Genomic DNA, 14,800 nt, shown 5'->3' with positions numbered 1-14,800 from the left:
CCACACGGTAGTGCGTCTACCGTTGTCAGTTGTGCAGGCAGCCACGGACAAGATCACCCCCGCCCCGGAAGTGGAGCTCGACTTCCCGCGCGAGTGGTTCGATTTCATCGATCCCGCCGACCCCGAACACCTCATCAGCGCCGATCTGACGTGGCTGCTGTCCCATTGGACGTGCGTGTTCGGCACGCCCGCATGCCAGGGGATCATCGAGGGCCGCGAGGACGACGGGTGCTGCAGCCACGGCGCCTATCTGTCCGACAAAGACGATCGCAAACGGCTCGAACGCGGCATGAAGATGCTGACGCCCGACGACTGGCAGTTCTACGACAAGGGCACCGGCCGTGATCCGCTGGGCAAGCGCGGCTACCTCGAGGAGGACGAACTCGACGACGAGCCGGCCGTCAAGACGCGCAAGCACAAGGGCGCCTGCATCTTCCTCAACCGTCCCGGTTTCGCCGGCGGTGCGGGCTGCGCGCTGCACTCGATGGCCCTGCGCAAGGGACTCGAACCGCTGACGGTCAAGCCCGACGTGTGCTGGCAGTTGCCCGTCCGGCGCGAGCAGACGTGGGTCGAACGTCCCGACGGCACCGAGATCCTCAAGACCACGATCACCGAGTTCGACCGTCGTGGTTGGGGTTCGGGCGGCGAGGACCTGAAGTGGTACTGCTCGGGGTCCCCCGACGCGCACGTGGGCGAGAAGCAGGTGTGGCAGTCCTACGGCCCCGAGCTGACCGAGCTGATCGGACAGGCCGCCTACGACGAGCTCGCCGCGGCGTGCCGCCGACGCAACGGCCTGGGCCTCATCGCGATCCACCCGGCCACCGCCCGCGCGACGCAGCGACGCACCGGCGACATCAAGTACGCGCTGACTCCCGAGGAGTAGAGAACATGGCCAATCGCGATCACGGTGACCCCGGCGACGCCCCCACGATCCCCGGGCCGCTGACCGACGTCCTGCGTCCCACGCGCTCGTCGCCGGCGGAGGAGGCCAGGACCCTCGCGGCGTCGAACACCACCGCGACCCTGGCGACGCTCACCGCAGACGGTGACCCCTGGGCCTCGTTCGTCACCTACGGACTACACGAGGGCTCACCGGTGCTGTGCGTGTCGCACATGGCCGAGCACGGTCGCAACCTCGCCCGCGACCCGCGGGCGAGCATCGCCATCGTCACCCCCGACACCGACGACGACCCGCTGGCCAGCGGACGGGTGACGCTCGCGGGTGCGGTGGAACGCCCGGTCGGCGACGAGTACGACGCGGCCCGCGCCGCGCACCTCGCGGCCGTCCCGGCGGCGAAGTACTACGTCGACTACAGCGACTTCTCGCTGTGGGTGCTGCGCGTGCACCGCGTCCGATGGGTCGGGGGCTACGGACGCATGGACTCCGCGAGCGGCACCGACTACATCTCGGCCGAACCCGACCCCGTTGTCCCACACGCCGGTCCGGCGATCGAGCACCTCAACGCCGACCACGCCGAGTCACTGCTGGCGATGGCCCGCGCCCTCGGCGGATACCCCGATGCGACGAGCGCGCGCTGCACCGGCGCCGACCGGTACGGCCTCGACCTGCTGGTCGCGACACCGCGCGGACCGCAGCCGGCACACACCCGGGTCGGGTACGCGCAGCGCCTCGACTCGGCCGACGAGTTGCGTGCTGCCACCGTCGAACTCGCGAAGGCCGCCCGTCAGGGCTCGAGCTTGTAACCCAGGCCGCGAACGGTGACCAGGTGCTTGGGGTTGCCCGGATCGGACTCGATCTTCGAGCGCAGCCGCTTGACGTGGACGTCGAGCGTCTTGGTGTCGCCGACGTAGTCGGCACCCCACACGCGGTCGATCAACTGTCCGCGGGTCAGCACCCGTCCCGCGTTGCGCAGCAGGTACTCCAGGAGGTCGAACTCCTTGAGCGGCAACGTGATCGTCGACCCCTCCACCGACACGATGTGACGCTCGACGTCCATCGTGACCGGTCCGGCCTCGAGCAGACCGCCGTCGAGTCCCAGGTCGTCACCGGTGTCGACGCCGCGGCGCAGCACCGCACGGATCCGCGCGATGAGTTCACGCGCCGAGTACGGCTTGGTGACGTAGTCGTCGGCGCCGAGTTCGAGGCCCACGACCTTGTCGATCTCACTGTCGCGTGCGGTCACCATGATCACCGGGACACTGGACTTGAGCCGCAGCGCCTTGCAGACCTCGGTCCCCGACACCCCGGGGAGCATCAGGTCGAGGAGCACGATGTCGGGCGAGACCCGCTCGAACTCGCCGATGGCGCGCGAGCCGTCGTTGACGATCGTCGTCTCGAACCCTTCCTTGCGTAGCAGGAAGGCCAACGGATCAGCCAGAGACTCTTCGTCTTCCACAATCAGGACGTGCGTCACCTGTTCAGTTCCTTCGTCTCGAGAACCCGGCGATCCGAGTCCTTGTCCGTGGTGAATCGTGGTGCAGGAATGGTCTTCTCGCCGACACCGGCGCGAGACATGGGGATCGCGAGCGTGAACGTCGAGCCGGTCCCGGGTTTGCTCCACAGGGTGATCGACCCGTCGTGGTTCGCCGCGACGTGTTTGACGATGGCGAGTCCGAGTCCGGTCCCGCCCGTGGCCCGCGACCGCGCCTTGTCGACGCGGAAGAAGCGCTCGAACACGCGGGCCTGATCGCGCGGGGCGATGCCGATCCCGCGGTCGGTCACCGCGATGGCCACCATCGCCGGATCTGAGCCCGCGGGGATCACGCGGCGGCTCACCGACACCGGCGAGTTGGCCGGCGAGTACGCGATCGCGTTGGCGATCAGGTTGTTCAGCGCCGTGAGCAGCAGGGTGCGATCGCCGCGCACCACCAGGCCGCTGGGCCGGTCGGTGTTCAACGAGATGCCCGCGGCCTCGGCGCCGACCTGCGCGCGGTGGATCGCCTCGTCGACGAGTTCGTCGACGTCGACGTCGTCGGAGTCAGGCAGGCGCTCGGCACCCTGCAGCCGCGACAGCGCGATGAGCTCGTTGACCATGTTGCCCATGCGGGTCGACTCGGTGATGACGCGCTCACCGAAGTGCCGGACCGACTCGGGGTCGTCCTGTGACTCCAGCAGCGCCTCGGTGAGCAGGCCGATCGCACCGACGGGCGTCTTGAGCTCGTGGGAGACGTTCGCGACGAAGTCGCGTCGGGTGGCCTCGAGGCGCATGTTGTCGGAGTCGTCGCTGCCGTAGACCACGGCGTACCGCTCGGTGCCGTCGGTGACCAGCCGGATCACGCAGCGCACCGCGACCGGCGGCGCGACGGCCCGCCCGGTGGAGATGAACCCGTTGGTGGCGTGGTGCGGGGTGAGTTCGACGTCGACGTCCTCGCCGGTCTCGAGGACGGTCCGCGACGCGGCCCAGACCTGGTCCTCCAGGAGGTGGTCGTGAACCAGCCCGAGCTCGTGCGCGCGTCGGTTGAACATCACCACGTCGCGGTGTTCGTCGACGACGGCGATCCCGACCTCGGTGGTCTGCACCACCAGGGCGAGCAGCGCGGCCTTGGACATGCGGCCGTCGACGGTCTCCGTGCCCGGCTCGAGCAGTTCGTTGGGGCGGTTGCCCAGGGTGCTGTCCGCGGTGACGCCGATCGGGGCGTCCGGGGTCGCGACCGTGCGCGGCGCGGGCGTGGTGGTGGCCCGCAGGATCTCGGGGGACCGGACCGATCGACGCGTCGTCCGCTTCCCGATCAGCCAGCCGAGCACTCCGGCGATCCCGATCAGCACCACGACTCCGGCGACGATCACTGCGGTCACGCGGTCAGCCTACGGTCGGCTCGCCCAGAGTCGGTGAAATCCAGACCCTGGAGCTTACGGTTGGCTGAACACGACACTGGGCAAGAATGCTTGTTGGCGACCGCCGTAACAAGCCAGGTCTGCCTTGTTGGGGTGGAGTTCACCGCGATTTCTCCCGTTCGCCCTCGCGCCCGGACAGGCGGTGACCCGCGCCACGACGCTCAGCGGCTGATCTGGGCCACCATCGATGCGTACGCGGGGTTCTTCTCGACGAAATGCGCCACGAACGGACAGACGGGCACCACCGGTTTGTGGGTGGGTGCGATGTCGTCGAGCACGTGGCGTACGAGCTGGCCACCATGACCGCGACCGCTGAACCGGTCCGCGATCACCGTGTGGGTGATGACCACCTGTTCGATCTCGTCGACGTAGTCGAGATAACCGATGTACTCGTCGCCGAGATACGCCTCGTAGCGTTCCTGGGGCCGTGAGTGCTTGACACGGACCCGTGAGTCACCGGCTGCGTTCTCCGAATGTGTGTCCTGGGCCATATCCCAGGATAGCGCCGCGAATCCGGACATGCACCCGGTTCGACGGCGGTCGGGACTACTTCTTCTCGCCCTGCGCGGCGACCGCGGCGGCCCCCGCCTCAGCGGCCTCGGGATCAAGGTAGGCGCCCGGTCCGACGGGCATCAGATCGTCGCCCAGGTCGTAGCGTCGCGGGTTGCCGGTGGGGATGTTCAGCCCGGCGATGTCGGCGTCGGAGATCTGCTCGAGGTGCTTGACCAGCGCGCGCAGCGAGTTGCCGTGCGCGGCGATCAGGACGGTCTTGCCCGCGCGCAGATCCTGCGCGATGACCTCGGTGAAGTAGGGGATCATCCGCTCGACGACGTCCTTGAGGCACTCCGTCAGCGGCACCGCATCGAGGTCGGCGTAGCGCGGATCACTGCTCTGGCTGTACTCGGCGTCGGGCTCGATGGCCGGCGGCGGGGTGTCATAGCTGCGACGCCACAGCATGAACTGCTCGTCGCCGTACTTCTCCTTGGTGGCCGCCTTGTCCAGGCCCTGCAGCGCGCCGTAGTGCCGCTCGTTGATCCGCCAGTCGCGGACCACCGGGATCCAGTGCCGGTCGGCGACGTCGAGCGCGATCTGCGCGGTCGCGATGGCCCGGCGCAAGAGCGATGTGTAGAGCACGTCGGGCAGCAGGTCGTGTTCGACGAGAAGCTCCCCCGCGCGCTTGGCCTCGGCGCGTCCCTTGTCGGTCAGATCGACGTCGACCCAGCCGGTGAACTGGTTCGACTCGTTCCAGGTGCTCTCGCCGTGCCGCATCAGGATCAGGGTTCCGGTAGCCATGCGGGAGAGTTTTCCACATCCACCCGCGCCCGCCGGGTGACAAGGCTGTTAATTGCGGCCGTACCCGTTGCCGTGATCTGCGTGGCGGTGGACAGTTCTGTGGATGAGCATCTCCCTCTACGGCGACAAGGTGATCGCCGTCGAACCGGGCGGCAACGAGCCGATCCCCGACGACGCGCGCCACGGGAGCCCGGTGAGCCTGTTCTGGACCTGGACGTCGCCGAACATGGAGTTCGCGACGATCTACGTCGGCGTCATCGCGGTTCTGTTCTTCGGCCAGACGATGTGGCAGGCCGTCGCCGCGGTGGTGATCGGCAATGCGCTCGGCGCACTCACGCACGGGATCCTCACCGCGCGCGGGCCGTCGATGGGTGTCCCGCAGATGGTGATCTCGCGCTTGTCCTTCGGCTACCTCGGCAACGTGGTCCCGGCCACCCTGATGTCGGTGATGGCCGGCGTCGGCTGGTTTGCCACCAACAGCGTCAGCGGCGCGTTCGCCATCACCACCCTCACCGGGTTCCCCAAGGTGGTGTCGCTGATCATCGTCGTCGTGGTGCAGCTGGCCATCGGGTTTTTGGGCCACAACATGATCCACGCGTTCGAGAAGTACGCCTTCGGAGTGCTGACCGTCATCTTCGTCATCGCCGGCATCGTCATGTTCACCAAGACCGAGCCGTCCGCGGCGAGCGGCGGCGGGGGCATCGGCGGGTTCCTCATCACCCTGGGTGCCGCATTCGGCTACACCGCGGGCTGGAACCCGTACGCCACCGACTACAGCCGCTACCTGCCGAGGTCGGTGACGGGTCGGGCCGCAGGTGGATACGCCGCCGCCGGCCTGTTCTGGTCGACGTCGTTCGGCATGATCGTCGGCATCGCGTCGGCCACCATCGCCGACCCGAACGACGCCAACCCGACGCACCAGTTCACCGTCCACTTCCCTGGGTGGCTGTCGGATCTGGTGCTCATCGCCATCGTCCTGGGTTCCATCTCGGCCAACGCGGTCAACGTCTACTCCGCGGGCATGGCGTTCACCACGATCGGCGTGAAGACGAAACCGAACATCGAACGCGCACTGGCGGCAGGACTGTTCGGTGTCCTCGGGTTCTTCGTGGCGCTGTGGGCCCTGCGGGACGCGGCTGCCTCGTACGAGGCCTTCCTGCTGATCATCGCCTACTGGATCGGGCCATGGCTGGGCGTCGTGTTCGTCGACCAGTACCTCCGACGGGGCACCGACGTCACCGGACTGCTCTACAGCCGGGGGTTGCGCAACTGGCCGGGGTTGGTGGCGTTCGTGGTCGGCACGCTCGCCTCGATCCTGCTGTTCTGCAACCAGACGAAGTTCCAGGGCTACCTGGTGCGCGAGTTCCCTGACCTCGGTGACATCACGTTCTTCGCCGGATTCGTCTTCTCGGCGGGCATCTACGCCGCGGCCACCGTGGCGATCGGCCGAAAAGCGACGGTGTCGGCGTGACGTCGTCGATCACCACCGCGATGCTCGACATAGCGGTGGAACAGGCCCGGATCGGCCGGGACGAGGGCGGGGTGCCCATCGGTGCCGCCCTGTTCGGACCCGACGGCGCCGTCCTCGGCCGCGGACGCAACCGACGGGTCCAGCACGACGATCCGTCGGTCCACGGTGAGACCGACGCCTTCCGTGCCGCAGGCAGGCAACGCAGTTACCGCGACACCACGATGGTGACCACGCTGTCGCCCTGTTGGTACTGCAGCGGCCTGGTCCGCCAGTTCGGGATCGGAACGCTGATCATCGGCGAGGCCAGGACGTTCCAGGGCGGCCACGACTGGCTGATCGAGCACGGCGTCGACGTCGTCATCCTCGACGACCCGCGCTGCATCGACCTGATGACCGCGTTCATCGCCGAGCGACCCGAGGTGTGGAACGAGGACATCGGCGAGGAGTGAGATCCGCCGTTTATTCCCGTTGTCCGAGATGTCGGGATGTAGAAGTCGTCACAGCCAATTGGATTGATTGCGCCTCGCCACTACGTGCATGATGCAAGTAATGAGTACTTCACGACTGGAACCCAGGCGCAAGCCGTCGCCGACACTGCTGATCGCGGTGCTCTGCTTCGGTGGACTCCTCGCGTCCTACATGCAGACCCTCGTGGTCCCGATCGTCGGCAAGCTGCCGGAGTACCTGAACACGAGCGCCGACAACGCCTCGTGGGTCATCACCTCCACCCTGCTCGCCGCAGCCGTCGTGATGCCGATCGCCGGCCGCGTCGCCGACATGTTCGGCAAGCGCTCGGTCATCCTCGCGAGCATCGGACTGATGGTCATCGGCTCCGCCATCAGCGCACTGTTCGACTCGCTCATCCCGGTGATCATCGGACGCGGCCTGCAGGGCATGGCGATGGGCGTCATCCCGGTCGGCATCAGCCTGCTGCGTGACGAGCTGCCTCCGTCGAAGATCGCGGGCGCGATCGCGACGATGAGCGCCACGCTCGGCGTCGGCGGTGCGATCGGTCTGCCGGTCGCCGCGTGGATCTCGCAGAACTTCAACTGGCACGTCCTGTTCCTGACCTCGGCGGCGCTCGGCGCGGTCGCCTTCCTGCTCGTGCTCACGCTGGTGCAGGAGTCCCCGGCCCGGTCGGGGGGAACCTTCGACGCCGTCGGCGCCGTCGGGTTGACCATCGCACTGGTCTGTCTGTTGCTCGCACTGAGCAAGGGCCGCTCGTGGGGCTGGACCAGCGGACTCACGCTGGGCCTGGTCGCCGCGGGCCTGGTGGTCTTCGCCGCGTGGGTCGTCTACGAACTCCGCACGTCGTCGCCGATGGTCAACATCCGGGTGTCGATCGGGCGACGCGTCCTCTTCACGAACATCGTCTCCATCGTCATCGGCTTCGCCCTGATGGGCATCAGCCTTGCGTCGCCGCAGCTGCTCCAACTGCCGAACATCCCCGGCGTCCTCGACTACGGCATGGGCCGCAGCATCATCGAGGCCGGTCTGTGGATGGCGCCCGGCGGACTGATGATGATGTTCCTGTCGCCTGTCTCGGCCCGACTCAACGTCAACATCGGCCCCAAGTTCACGCTCATGATCGGCACCATCGTCATCGGCCTGGGCTACCTGCTGGCCGTGTTCGAGGCCGCGCAGCCGTGGCAGATCGCCCTGGCCGTCATGGTCACAAGCTCCGGCGTGGGTATCGCGTACTCGGCGATGCCGTCGCTGATCATGTCGGCGGTCCCGCTGAGCGAGACCGCGTCGGCCAACGGCCTGAACTCGCTGATGCGCTCGATAGGTACCGCCATCGCCTCAGCGCTGCTCGCGACGATCCTGGCGAGCTCGACCGTCGACATCGGCACCACCAGCGTCCCCGACAAATCGGCGTTCCAGCTCGTGTTCATCGTCGGCGCCATCGCGTCCGCCGCCGCCGCATTGCTGATCCTCTTCATCCCCAGCGACAACAAGAACGCGATCCCCGGCGCCCAGCCGGTCGACCTGCCCGAGAACAAGGACGACCCGAACGAGTCCGTGGCAGACGAGATCGACGACGGCGAACTCAGCGTGAACGGTGCGATCAACTACGGGAAGCACGCCGCCCCCGTCCGCTGACGCGCCCCACGTCGCGGGCCGTCTCGAATTGCCACCGATCGCTCGATCGGTAACGATGACGCTCGTGAACAGACCGGCGACCATGGTCGCGACGTTGTGCTTCGCGGGTGCGGTCTCCTCGTACACCCAGAGCGTCATCCTGTTGCCGATCGTCTCCCGGTTGCCGGACTACCTCGACACCAGCCGCGACAACGCCTCGTGGGTGATCACCGCGACGCTGCTGGTGGCGGTCATCGCACTGCCCACCGGCGGGCGCCTGGCCGACCTGTTCGGCAAACGACGTGTCGTGCTCACCGCGCTGGCGACGTTGCTCGTCGGGTCGGTCATCTGCGCGCTGTCGGACTCGCTCGCCCCGCTCCTCGTCGGCCGGGCACTGCAGGGCGTGACCCTGGTCGTCATCCCGGTCGGGGTCAGCCTGCTGCGCGACATCCTTCCCGCCGAACGGGTGCCCGGCGCGATCGCCGCGATGGGCGCATCCCTGGGACTCGGTGGCGCCGTCGGCCTCCCGATCGCCGCGTGGATCCCGCAGCATCTCGACTGGCACGTGCTGTTCTGGGTCTCGACCGGTCTGGCCGCGCTCGCCCTCGCGCTGGTGTCGACCCGCATCCCGGAGTCACCGCTGCGGACGACCGGCACCGTCGACGTCATCGGGACCGTCGGTCTCGCCGTGGGGTTGACCGCACTGCTGCTGGTCATCAGCAAGGGACGGGTGTGGGGCTGGACCGGCGGTGTCACGATCGGGCTCGCCATCACCTGCGTGGTGGCCCTGATCGCCTGGGCGACATATGAATTGCGGTGCGCATCACCACTGGTGAACCTGCGCCTGGCGGCCCGGCCGGTCATCCTCGCGACGAACCTGGTCTCGGTCCTCATCGGTTTCACGCTGCTGGGGATGCTGCTGGTGTCGCCGTACCTGATGCAGGTCCCGCACGTGCCCGGGGTCACCGACCACGGCATGGGCCAGTCGGTGGTGGCCGCCGGGTTGTGGGTCGCCCCCGCGGGTTTCGCGATGCTGGCGATGTCGCCGGTGTCGGCGCGGATGACGACGTCGGTGGGCCCCAAGGCCACGCTGCTGATCGGCACCGCGGTGATGGGGTCGGGCTATCTGTTCGTGGTGATCTGGATGGACGAGCCGTGGCAGATCATGACCGGCGTGACGATCACGTTCGCCGGCCTGGGCATCGCCTACGCCGCGATGCTGGGGCTGATCATGGCCTCGGTGCCGGTCGGTGAGACGGCGGCGGCGAACGGCCTGAACTCGTTGATGCGGTCGATCGGCACGTCGACGGCCTCGGCGGTCACCGTCACGGTGCTCGCGGCCTCCACGGTGATGGTCGGTGGGCGTGAGTTCCCCAGCCGCGAGGCGTTCGAGCGGGTGTACCTCATCGGGGTCATCGCGGCGGTCGCCGGCGTCGTGCTCATCACCCTGATCCCGGGCCGACGCGCGGCCCCGACCGTGGCTGGTCGGGCGCCGGCGCCGGTCACACGGTAGGTCAGACCTTCGCGCGCAGATCCTTGCGCAGGATCTTGCCTGCCGCCGACTTCGGGATCTCGTCGATGAACTCCACCTGACGAACCTTCTTGTACGGGGCGACCTTTCCGGCCACGAACTCCATCACTGCGTCCGCGCTGATGTCGGTGCCGGACTGCTTCACGACGAACGCCTTCGGGATCTCCTCGCCGGACTCCTCGTCGATGACGCCCACCACCGCGGCGTCGGCGATCTCGGGGTGGCTGAGCAGCAGGGCCTCGAGCTCCGCGGGCGGCACCTGGTAGCCCTTGTACTTGATGAGCTCCTTGAGCCGGTCGACGATGAACACGCAGCCCGTCGGGTCGACCTGCGCGAGGTCGCCGGTGTGCAGGAAGCCGTCGGAGTCGATGGTCTCGGCGGTGGCCGCGTCGTTGTTCAGGTACCCGGCCATCACGTTGGGCCCGCGGAACCAGAGCTCACCGGTCTCGCTCAATCCCTCTGTGGGCAGCTCGATCTCGTCACCGGTGGCAGGATCGACGAGCTTGCTCTCCGAGTTCGGCAGCGTCCACCCCGACGAGCTGAGCTTCGCGTTCTCGCCGTCGAGGAGCGACTGCCCGCCGTCGAACGGGATGACGTGGCTGACCGGGCTGAGCTCGCTCATGCCGTACCCCTGCACCATGCGGCAACCGATGCGCTTCTCCACCGCGTGCCCGAGCTCGGCGTCGAGCGGCGCCGCGCCGGACATGATGGTGTGGATCGACGACAGATCGTAGGAGTCGACCAGCGGGTGCTTGGCCAACGCGACGGCCACCGGCGGCGCGATGAATCCATAGGTGCACTTGTAGTTCTGGATGTTCTCCAGGAACTCGGTGAGGTCGAAGCGCGGCATCACCACCAGGTGGGCTCGCGCGTGCAGCGCGGCGTTCAGCAGCACCGTCATCCCGTAGATGTGGAAGAACGGCAGGATCGCGAGGATCGCGTCGTCGGCCGCCATCCCCTGCAGCGGACGGATCTGGCACACGTTGGACACCAGGTTGCGATGGGTGAGCATCACGCCCTTGGGGTTCGCGGTGGTGCCCGAGCTGTACGGCAGGACCGCGAGATGCGTCGACGGATCGAAGCTCACCTCGGGCGCCGCGTTGCCCTCGCCGAGCAGCTCGGCGGCGTTCGGGTGACCGGTCGCCTCGAGACCCTCTCCGTCGAGGACGATCAGGTGATCGGCCGCGAGACCAAGCTTGTCGATGGCCTCCTTCGCGCCGGGCGCCAGCGCTCCGACGGTCACCAGCATCGTGGCCTTCGCGTCGGTGAGCTGCTTGGCGATGTCGTTGGGGGTGAACAACGCGTTGATCGTGGTCGCGGTGGCGCCCGAACGCAGGATGCCGTGGAACGCGATCGCGAAGGCCGACGAGTTCGGCGAGAGCAGTCCGACGACATCGCCGACACCGACGCCGCGCGCCGCGAGCGCCCCCGCGAACAGATCGATGCGCGCGATCAGGTCACGGTAGGTGGTGGTGGTTCCCGGTTTGGCGTCGATGAGTGCGGGCCGATCGAGGTCGGAGTCCTCGATCCCGCCGAAGAGGTAGTCGTACACACTCGAATCGGGGATCGTTACCTCGGGATATGGACTCGCGAAACTCATGGAACCTCCGTTGGTCGCCGCACTGCCGTTTCAGTGACGTGGGTCCCAGATTAACAACGTCACTCGTCGAGCGCCGCACCCTTCGGCGCCGACGACTCGGCCAATTCGGCCACCGTCTGTGCCGGCTTCTCCGGCTTGATCACCGGGAGCGTCTCCTCGTCGATCAGGTGCTCGAACGCCAACAGGTTCTTCAACGATTCGCCGCGCGAGACGCGCCAGGCCCACTCGCGTCGGATCGACGTGTAGAAGCCGATCTCGAGCAGGGTGTTGAAGTCGCCGTCGGCGGCCTCGAGCACCTGTCCGAGCACGCGGTCGAGTTCGTCGGCGGTCACCGACTCCGCCGACATCCGTCCGATGAGATAGATGTCCCCGACGTTGTCGATCGTGTACGCGACCCCGTAGAGCCGTCGGTTGCGCTTGAGCAGGTAGCGGTAGACGCCCTCGTGGTTCTCGTCTGGTCGGCGGCAGACGAACGCCTCGATCCGCAGTCCCGGCTTGCCCACGGTCAGCAGGACGTTCGTCTTCAGCTTCCGCTCACCGGGCAGCTCGACGAGCAGGTGTTCGGTGTCCGCTCCGCCGGAGTTCTTGAGCGTGTAGAGCACGCCGCGGTCGAGCAGCGCCTTCTGGATCGCGTCGGACTGCTCGACGATGCCGGGCGGACGCCTCTCGGCGGTGCGGTTGCCTTCTCGGTTCATGCGCGAACTCCTGACCGGCGACGTCCCCATCGCCGTGTTGTCCTGGCTGTCTGCGCAGCCGTCGGCACCGGTGTCGGCCGATCGGCGCGTGCACCGCCCGCGATGTCGAACGACATCAGGGCGCGGTGGTAACTCTCCAACAGTTGGTCTGCGGTGTGGTCCCACGAGAACTTCTGCGCGTGGGTGGCCGCGGCCACGCCCATCCGCGCGAGACGTTCAGGGTCGGACAGGGCGGTGCGCAGCGCCGCGGTCCAGTCGTCGATCCGGTGTCCGGCCACCAACATGCCGGTCACCCCGTCGGACACCGCGACGCCCAGACCCCCGACGTCGGCGGCGAGAACGGGCACGCCACTGGCCTGGGCCTCGATGGCCACCAAACCGAAGCTCTCCGAATAACTCGGCACGACAACGAGATCCGACGCGCGGTAGACCTGCGCCAGACGCTCGGGGCGTTGCGGCGGCAGGAAGGTCACGGCGTCGGCGATGCCGAGTTCACCGGCGAGGTCGATCAGCGATGTCGGCCGCGCCAGGCCGGTTCCCGAGGGTCCACCGACGATCAGGACCCGCACCGGGCGACCGGTTCCCCGCGCCGCGTCGATGACCGGGGCCGCGGCGCGGATCAGCACGTCGGGGGCCTTGAGCGGTTGGATGCGGCCGACGAAGGTCAGCACCGTCTCGTCGGGGGCCAGGCCGAGTTCGGCACGCGCACTTGCCCGCGACCCCGGGTGGTAGGTGTCGAGATCGGCGCCGGGCGTGGCGACGTCGACCCGACCCGGGTCGGCGTGGTGGATCGAGATCAGTTGTGCCGCCTCGGCCTCGGTGTTGGCGACCAGACGATCCGCCTCGTCGACCACCTGCTGCTCACCGACCTGTCGGAGCGCGGGCTCGGCCTCGTCCCCGTCGGCCAGCGACGCGTTCTTCACCGCGGCCAGCGTGTGCGCGGTGTGCACCAGGGGCACACCCCAGCGGTCGCGGGCGAGCCAGCCCACCTGGCCGGAGAGCCAGTAGTGCGAGTGCACGAGGTCGTAGTGACCCGGCGGGTACATCGCCTCCACACGCAGGACGCCGGCGGCGAAAGCGCAGAGCTGCGTGGGCAGATCGCGTTTGTCGAGGCCCTCGAACGGCCCGGCGACCACGTTGCGCACCAGTACCCCGTCGGCCGCGGAGACCGACGGCTCATCGGTCGACGACGTCGCGCGGGTGAAGATCTCCACCTCGATACCGCGTTCGGCCAGCTTCAGCGCCGTCTGCCAGACGTAGACGTTCATGCCGCCGGCGTCACCGGTACCCGGTTGCGCCAACGGCGAGGTGTGCACCGAGATCAGTGCGACCCTCTTCATGCACGAACTCCCAGCGCGGCAACGAATTCCGTGACCTGCCGGGCGAAGAGGTCGGGGTCCTCGACGAACGGGGCGTGACCCGCACCGTCCCAGTAGTGTGCGCGGACGTCGGAGATCAGCGACTCCGCATGCCGAGCGGCGGAGACGTCGACGACCTGATCGTCGGTGCCGTGCACGATCAGCACCGGCATCGGCAGTTCGCGCAGCAGCTGGTCGTAGGACGCCTCCCGGGCGAACAGGCCCGACCGCGCCTCGGGGGCGGTGGCGAGCGACGTGCCGAAGAACTGTTGTCCGAGTGCGCCGAGATCCGGCCGGTCGGCGGGGACCAGGGCGGACCCGAACGACCCGAGCGCGCGGATCGCGGTGCGCGGATCGGCCGAGTACGCATCGGGTAGCGCCGCCCGCATGGCCGACCCGACCCGACCGCCCGCCTGTCCGCGGCCCAGGGAGGTGATGGCCCCCACGAGGACGATCCCGCGGATCGAGCCCACCGAATCCGCCCGGGTGATCAGGTCTGCGACGTGGTCACACGCCACCAGCCCGCCGTAGGACCATCCCGCCAGGACGACACCGTCCGAGCCGACGGCGGGATCGCCGAAGGCCGACGTCGACGCCGAGGACTCGGCCGCGATGACCGCGGCGATGTCGCCGGCGAAGTCGACCGCGGAGTAGTTGGCACCCGCGGCGGCGTTGGGTCCCGAGTTCCGCGGGGGCACGCCGGAGGCGCCGTGGCCGCGCAGATCGACCGCGACCACCCGGTGATCGCGGGCCAGCGACTCGAGCAGCGGTGTACCCCAGCTCGCGCCGGACTGCGCCCACCCGTGGATCAGGAGGAGGGTGGGACGTCCCGTGCCGGCCGGGGGGTGCGGAGCACTGACCCGGTATGCGATCTCGACATCGCCCGGGCCTGCCGTCGAACGCAAACGATAGGGCATGCACTCCACCATATCCGTGCCGTGAACACGGGCGTCGCCCCAGTTGACGCGGGTGGC

Annotated in this window: 14 protein-coding genes; 6 read left to right on the top strand and 8 right to left on the bottom strand. The window is 68.3% G+C overall.

Annotation, left to right across the window (positions count from 1 at the left end):
• Positions 1 to 31: 31 nt before the first annotated feature.
• Positions 32 to 883 carry a DUF3109 family protein gene (locus IEV93_RS08750; RefSeq protein ID WP_229704983.1) on the top strand — a complete coding sequence of 284 codons (852 nt, stop codon included), beginning with the start codon at positions 32 to 34 and terminating at the stop codon, positions 881 to 883.
• 5 nt (positions 884 to 888) lie between these two features.
• On the top strand, positions 889 to 1,704 hold the full coding sequence (locus IEV93_RS08745; protein WP_188488817.1) for a HugZ family pyridoxamine 5'-phosphate oxidase: 816 nt from the start codon (positions 889 to 891) through the stop codon (positions 1,702 to 1,704).
• On the opposite strand, the gene IEV93_RS08740 is transcribed toward IEV93_RS08745, so the two are convergent.
• The 4 genes from IEV93_RS08740 to IEV93_RS08725 all read right to left on the bottom strand — a co-directional run bounded on the left by IEV93_RS08740 (position 1,686) and on the right by IEV93_RS08725 (position 5,089).
• Entirely contained in the window at positions 1,686 to 2,375 is a 690-nt protein-coding gene (locus IEV93_RS08740; protein ID WP_188488815.1) for a winged helix-turn-helix domain-containing protein, read from the bottom strand. The genes IEV93_RS08745 and IEV93_RS08740 overlap by 19 nt on opposite strands.
• Positions 2,372 to 3,757 (bottom strand): sensor histidine kinase, encoded by a 1,386-nt coding sequence (locus tag IEV93_RS08735; protein WP_229704982.1) that lies wholly within the window; start codon positions 3,755 to 3,757, stop codon positions 2,372 to 2,374. Before IEV93_RS08735 ends, IEV93_RS08740 begins: the two co-directional genes overlap by 4 nt.
• A gap of 200 nt (positions 3,758 to 3,957) precedes the next feature.
• Positions 3,958 to 4,287, bottom strand: a complete 330-nt coding sequence (locus tag IEV93_RS08730; RefSeq protein ID WP_188488813.1) for a GNAT family N-acetyltransferase — start codon at positions 4,285 to 4,287, stop codon at positions 3,958 to 3,960.
• A gap of 55 nt (positions 4,288 to 4,342) precedes the next feature.
• Positions 4,343 to 5,089 carry a phosphoglyceromutase gene (locus IEV93_RS08725; RefSeq protein WP_188488811.1) on the bottom strand — a complete coding sequence of 249 codons (747 nt, stop codon included), beginning with the start codon at positions 5,087 to 5,089 and terminating at the stop codon, positions 4,343 to 4,345.
• Positions 5,090 to 5,192: 103 nt separating this feature from the next.
• Between IEV93_RS08725 and IEV93_RS08720 the strand changes: the two genes are divergently transcribed.
• The 4 genes from IEV93_RS08720 to IEV93_RS08705 all read left to right on the top strand — a co-directional run bounded on the left by IEV93_RS08720 (position 5,193) and on the right by IEV93_RS08705 (position 10,155).
• The gene (locus IEV93_RS08720) at positions 5,193 to 6,560 is read left to right on the top strand and encodes a purine-cytosine permease family protein (RefSeq protein WP_188488809.1); all 1,368 of its coding nucleotides are present in this window, start codon (positions 5,193 to 5,195) and stop codon (positions 6,558 to 6,560) included.
• Between the two features lie 20 nt (positions 6,561 to 6,580).
• Entirely contained in the window at positions 6,581 to 7,009 is a 429-nt protein-coding gene (locus tag IEV93_RS08715) for a nucleoside deaminase (protein ID WP_188490469.1), read from the top strand.
• A gap of 100 nt (positions 7,010 to 7,109) precedes the next feature.
• Positions 7,110 to 8,663: an MFS transporter gene (locus tag IEV93_RS08710; RefSeq protein ID WP_229704981.1), complete on the top strand. Its 1,554-nt coding sequence runs from the start codon at positions 7,110 to 7,112 to the stop codon at positions 8,661 to 8,663.
• A gap of 64 nt (positions 8,664 to 8,727) precedes the next feature.
• On the top strand, positions 8,728 to 10,155 hold the full coding sequence (locus IEV93_RS08705) for an MFS transporter (RefSeq protein WP_229704980.1): 1,428 nt from the start codon (positions 8,728 to 8,730) through the stop codon (positions 10,153 to 10,155).
• Between the two features lies 1 nt (position 10,156).
• Here the strand turns inward: IEV93_RS08705 and IEV93_RS08700 are convergent, their stop codons facing one another.
• Genes IEV93_RS08700 through IEV93_RS08685 form a run of 4 tightly spaced genes read right to left on the bottom strand, consistent with a single transcriptional unit; the run spans position 10,157 to position 14,743 of the window.
• Positions 10,157 to 11,773, bottom strand: coding sequence for a 4-coumarate--CoA ligase family protein (locus IEV93_RS08700; protein ID WP_188488802.1), 1,617 nt, complete (start codon positions 11,771 to 11,773; stop codon positions 10,157 to 10,159).
• 59 nt (positions 11,774 to 11,832) lie between these two features.
• Entirely contained in the window at positions 11,833 to 12,468 is a 636-nt protein-coding gene (locus tag IEV93_RS08695; protein ID WP_188488800.1) for a type III secretion system chaperone family protein, read from the bottom strand.
• Positions 12,465 to 13,808 carry a D-inositol-3-phosphate glycosyltransferase gene (mshA, locus tag IEV93_RS08690; protein WP_188488798.1) on the bottom strand — a complete coding sequence of 448 codons (1,344 nt, stop codon included), beginning with the start codon at positions 13,806 to 13,808 and terminating at the stop codon, positions 12,465 to 12,467. Before mshA ends, IEV93_RS08695 begins: the two co-directional genes overlap by 4 nt.
• Entirely contained in the window at positions 13,805 to 14,743 is a 939-nt protein-coding gene (locus tag IEV93_RS08685; protein WP_188488796.1) for an alpha/beta fold hydrolase, read from the bottom strand. Before IEV93_RS08685 ends, mshA begins: the two co-directional genes overlap by 4 nt.
• Between the last annotated feature and the right edge of the window lie 57 nt (positions 14,744 to 14,800).

Origin of the sequence: Williamsia phyllosphaerae (assembly GCF_014635305.1) — a bacterium.
Taxonomy (GTDB): Bacteria; Actinomycetota; Actinomycetes; order Mycobacteriales; family Mycobacteriaceae; genus Williamsia_A; species Williamsia_A phyllosphaerae.
Note: the sequence above shows the minus strand (reverse complement) of the source record. Positions and strands in the feature narration are given on the sequence as shown.

What these genes read in the sequence shown, in the direction of transcription:
- IEV93_RS08745 (WP_188488817.1), top strand. Translation starts at nt 889, where the DNA reads ATGGCCAATCGCGATCACGGTGACCCCGGCGACGCCCCCACGATCCCC.
- IEV93_RS08730 (WP_188488813.1), bottom strand. Translation starts at nt 4,287, where the DNA reads ATGGCCCAGGACACACATTCGGAGAACGCAGCCGGTGACTCACGGGTC.
- IEV93_RS08725 (WP_188488811.1), bottom strand. Translation starts at nt 5,089, where the DNA reads ATGGCTACCGGAACCCTGATCCTGATGCGGCACGGCGAGAGCACCTGG.
- IEV93_RS08720 (WP_188488809.1), top strand. Translation starts at nt 5,193, where the DNA reads ATGAGCATCTCCCTCTACGGCGACAAGGTGATCGCCGTCGAACCGGGC.
- IEV93_RS08715 (WP_188490469.1), top strand. Translation starts at nt 6,581, where the DNA reads ATGCTCGACATAGCGGTGGAACAGGCCCGGATCGGCCGGGACGAGGGC.
- IEV93_RS08710 (WP_229704981.1), top strand. Translation starts at nt 7,110, where the DNA reads ATGAGTACTTCACGACTGGAACCCAGGCGCAAGCCGTCGCCGACACTG.
- IEV93_RS08700 (WP_188488802.1), bottom strand. Translation starts at nt 11,773, where the DNA reads ATGAGTTTCGCGAGTCCATATCCCGAGGTAACGATCCCCGATTCGAGT.
- IEV93_RS08695 (WP_188488800.1), bottom strand. Translation starts at nt 12,468, where the DNA reads ATGAACCGAGAAGGCAACCGCACCGCCGAGAGGCGTCCGCCCGGCATC.
- mshA (WP_188488798.1), bottom strand. Translation starts at nt 13,808, where the DNA reads ATGAAGAGGGTCGCACTGATCTCGGTGCACACCTCGCCGTTGGCGCAA.
- IEV93_RS08685 (WP_188488796.1), bottom strand. Translation starts at nt 14,743, where the DNA reads ATGCCCTATCGTTTGCGTTCGACGGCAGGCCCGGGCGATGTCGAGATC.